The organism is Bradyrhizobium manausense, assembly GCF_001440035.1.
Taxonomy (GTDB): domain Bacteria; phylum Pseudomonadota; class Alphaproteobacteria; order Rhizobiales; family Xanthobacteraceae; genus Bradyrhizobium; species Bradyrhizobium manausense.
Genome location: NZ_LJYG01000041.1, coordinates 1 through 3,753, shown reverse-complemented (window position 1 = coordinate 3,753; position 3,753 = coordinate 1). Strand labels below are relative to the sequence as shown.

The following is a 3,753-nucleotide window of genomic DNA, read 5'->3' as shown; positions in this document are numbered from 1 at the left end:
CCCGCCAAATCTGAGCCTGCCAAATCTGAGCCTACAAAGACCGAAGCGGCGCCCAGCGCCGAACCCGCGGCGAAGCCAGCCGCCAAAACTGCCCCGAAGGCAGAAGCGGCCAAGCAACCGGCCAGCGCGCAGGTCGCCGCGGTCAAGAGCGCATGCCGCGCCGATTATCCCAAGGTTTGCGCCAGCGTGCCGCCGGGCGGCGCTCCCGCGCTGGAATGCCTCGAGAAGAACAAGGCCAAGGTTTCGTCGGCCTGCGCGAAAGCGGTGACCGCCGCGGCCGGTGGCGGCGCAGCGGCTGCCGCGCCGGCAACTGGCGCCGCGCCCGCAGCCGCAGCAGCGCCGGCCGCCGCGCCCGCCGTGATCGTTCTGCGCCCGCTGCTGCCGCGCGAAGAGCTGTTCATCGTGCGCTCCGCTTGCGGCGCGGACATCCGCTCGCTCTGTGCCGGCGTCGCGCCGGGTGGCGGCCGCATCGTGCAATGCATCGCCAGCAATGCGGCGTCGCTGTCGCCGGCCTGCAAGGACGTGCTCGCACCATTCGCTGCGCGGTGAGGGGCACGCAGCGCGCATCGTCATCGATATTGGCGGCGCGCGTGAATTTTCGCGCGCTCCTTGCGACCAATCCGTTGCCGATAGCAGATTCAATCACGACAAGACCGGGAGAAACCACATGCGTGCATTTCTGCTAATTGCGTCTGCATTGTTCGCCTTCGCGGCGACCATGACCTTCGAATCCTCCGATGCCAACGCGGTGGTGTGCGCGCGCGGCGTCTACCGCGCCGGTTGCGCCGGCCCGAACGGCGCCGTCGTGGTTCGTCACCCGGTGCCAGTGGTTCGCTGTACCAGGGTGTTGGTGAACGGGGTCTACGTGAAGCGCTGCGTCTGACGCCCGGGTGGTCAATCCGGCGCGGTTTGGCTATGATTCGCAACTGACGGCTTTGGGCACGCGCGAGGCGGGTGGCTGCGGCCGTGCTGCGACGCACCTCGCCTTGAGTTCCGCTGGCGTGGGACACCGCAGCCCATTAAGTTGACCCTGAGACAGTAAGCATACTGCCAATTAGGGAGGCAGGATTTGCGGATCGCCGTGATTGGCGGGGGACCCGGCGGGCTCTACTTCGCCTATCTCTGGAAGAAGCGTCATCCCGAGGATCAAGTCGACCTGTTCGAACAGAACCCGGCCGATGCGACCTGGGGCTTTGGCGTCGTGTTCTCCGACCAGGCGCTGGAATTCCTGCGCGCCGACGACCCCGAGACGGTCGATGCGATCGCGCCGCATATGGAGAGCTGGGAGAACATCACGCTCAATCTCAGCGGCGACAGCGTTGCCATCGACGGCGTCGGCTTCTCCTCGATCGGGCGGCTGGAGCTCCTGCAATTCCTGCAGCAACGCGCGCTCGACGTCGGCGTCACCTCGCGCTTCGACACCCAGATCCAAACGATCGACCAGTTCAACGGCCACGATCTGGTCGTCGCCGCCGATGGCCTCAACTCGCTGGTGCGCCGCGCCTATGAGGGCGATTTCGGCACGTCGCTGTCCTACTCCTCCAACAAATTCGTCTGGTACGGCACCTCGAAGCGCTTCGACACGCTGTCGCAGACCTTCGTGAAGACCGACCGCGGCGCCTTCAACGCCCATCACTATCGCTATTCACCGACCATGAGCACCTTCCTGGTCGAATGCGACCACGCCACCTGGCAGGCCTATGGCTTCGCCTACAAGGACGCCGAGCAATCCAAGGGCGTGTGCGAGGAGGTGTTCGCCGACACGCTCGGCGGCCACTGCCTGGTCTCCAACAAATCGGTCTGGCGCAATTTCCCCTGGGTCTGGAACGAGCACTGGTCATTCAAGAACATGGTGCTGCTTGGGGACGCGCTGCACTCGGCGCACTTCTCCATCGGCTCAGGCACGAGGCTTGCGATCGAGGACGCGATCGCGCTGGTCAAGGCGCTGGAATCGGATGCCCATCTGTCGACGGCGCTGCATCGCTACCAGGCCGCGCGCAAGCCGGTGGTGCAAAAACTGGTCAATGCCGCACGCACCAGCGCGTTCTGGTACGAGCATTTCGCCCAGCACATGCAGCTTGGCCTGATGGACTTCGCCTATAGCTACATCACCCGCTCCGGCCGCATCGACGATTCCCGGCTGCGCGCGATGTCGCCGGCCTTCATGGCACGCTACGAGGCCGAGAAGAACGGCGGAGACGCAGCGGGCGAGGCGACGGCATGAGGCGCGAGCAATCGTAGAGCCTGTGAGTCATTTCCGCATTCGATATTAAAGAGTGGGTAGCGCCCGCGCTGATGTCGGGGGCCGTCGATGTCGAACCGCCGGGGGATGGCTGTGCTGTCTATGCTTTTGCCAGTTGGTGTCCTTGCAGGATGTTGTTGGTGAGGGCGTACCAGAGCACGACGGCACGGACCTTCTCGATGCCGCGCACGGTCAATTGCCTGAGGTCCCAGTTCCGCCACCGGGCATGGATGCATTCGCAGATCGTGCGGGCTTTGTACTGTGCCTTGCCGGCTTCGCTGGCCATGCGGGCCCGCCAGGCCGCGACGCCAGGACCGTCGCTGCTCCGAGGTAAAAAGGGATCGACACCGCTCCTGGAGTTGGGCGGAGGACAGTAGACCTCGACGCCTTCACCGTGCGCCCATTCGATGTCCTCGCCGCTGCAGAACCCGCCATCGGCGAGGTAGCGACGCGGCAAGCGCTTCAGCCGAGTGCGCGTTCGCTCCAGCATCGGCCGCATCAAGCCGCGATCTGATCCGTTGTTGTCGATGTCGACCGTGACCACGATCAGTTCGCCGGCCGCGCTGGCCACCTGCACATTGTAGGCGGGGCGGAAGCCGGCATCTGCCATCTTCATCACCCTTGCCTGCGGGTCGGTGGTGGAGGCCCGGGGCTCCTTCGGCTTTTTGCCATTGCCGCCTTTTTCGTCGAGTTGCTTGCGCTTCCGCTTGATCTCGTCCAAAGCCCTCTGCGCAGCCTGCACCCGCTCACTGCGTTCGCGTGCCGCGCGCTCTCTGGCCGCCCTGATACGCCGGCTGCTGGCTTCCGGATCCGCATCGACCTCGCGCTTGAGCTCTTCCACCACAGCCTTCGCTTGGGCCATCTGCCGGCCGAGCGTTGCCTCCCGCCGGAACGAGCCGGCCCCCGCATTCGCCCGTATCCGCACCCCGTCCTGGGTCAGCTTCTCCAGATCAATCAGCCCTGCCTCATTCAGAGCCACCAGATGTTCGACCAGCAAACGGTCCAGCAGGTCCGCGCAGCCGACCCGGAAATCCGACAGTGTGTGATAGTTCAAAGACACGCCGCCGCAGAGCCAGCGGTAGACGTCGTGACTGTCGCAGAGCCGATCCAACGCCCGCGCGCTGCCAACGCCATCGCTCGTGGCGTACAGCCAAAGCGCCAGCAGCAGCCGGGGTGATGGCGCCGGATGGCCCGGCCTGTTTTCCCGTGCCTTAACCCGATCTTCCAGCTCGCTCAGGTCGAGCCCCTCGACATAAGCCCAGATCACCCGGGCCAGATGATCCTGCCCGATCAGGCTGTCGATATCGACCGCCCGCAATTCGACCTGATTGCGCACGGGCTCGCGCAGCCGAGGTGCACCCCGCGGCACCGCTTCGGTTCGTGGCGCCGACTGATCCGGCAATTCGCCAAAAAGTCCCTCGTCAGCCATCATCCTCTCCAGCAGATCAGTCTGCCTAGAGAATCACATTCGCCCGACACGCGGTACAAAAGATTCACAGTCTCGTAGGGTG

At 64.9% G+C, this 3,753-nt stretch carries 4 protein-coding genes; 3 read left to right on the top strand and 1 reads right to left on the bottom strand.

Features of this window, described 5'->3' with window-relative positions; genetic code table 11:
* The 3 genes from AOQ71_RS08405 to AOQ71_RS08395 form a co-directional block, all read left to right on the top strand.
* Positions 1 to 549: cysteine rich repeat-containing protein (locus AOQ71_RS08405; RefSeq protein WP_245316804.1), on the top strand; the 549-nt coding region annotated here is incomplete at its 5' end.
* Between the two features lie 118 nt (positions 550 to 667).
* Positions 668 to 883, top strand: a complete 216-nt coding sequence (locus AOQ71_RS08400; protein ID WP_057744385.1) for a hypothetical protein — start codon at positions 668 to 670, stop codon at positions 881 to 883.
* A 186-nt stretch (positions 884 to 1,069) separates the two neighbouring features.
* Positions 1,070 to 2,224 (top strand): FAD-dependent monooxygenase, encoded by a 1,155-nt coding sequence (locus AOQ71_RS08395; protein WP_057744382.1) that lies wholly within the window; start codon positions 1,070 to 1,072, stop codon positions 2,222 to 2,224.
* 118 nt (positions 2,225 to 2,342) lie between these two features.
* Here the strand turns inward: AOQ71_RS08395 and AOQ71_RS08390 are convergent, their stop codons facing one another.
* Positions 2,343 to 3,674 carry an IS1182 family transposase gene (locus AOQ71_RS08390; RefSeq protein WP_057742559.1) on the bottom strand — a complete coding sequence of 444 codons (1,332 nt, stop codon included), beginning with the start codon at positions 3,672 to 3,674 and terminating at the stop codon, positions 2,343 to 2,345.
* Positions 3,675 to 3,753: the final 79 nt, after the last annotated feature.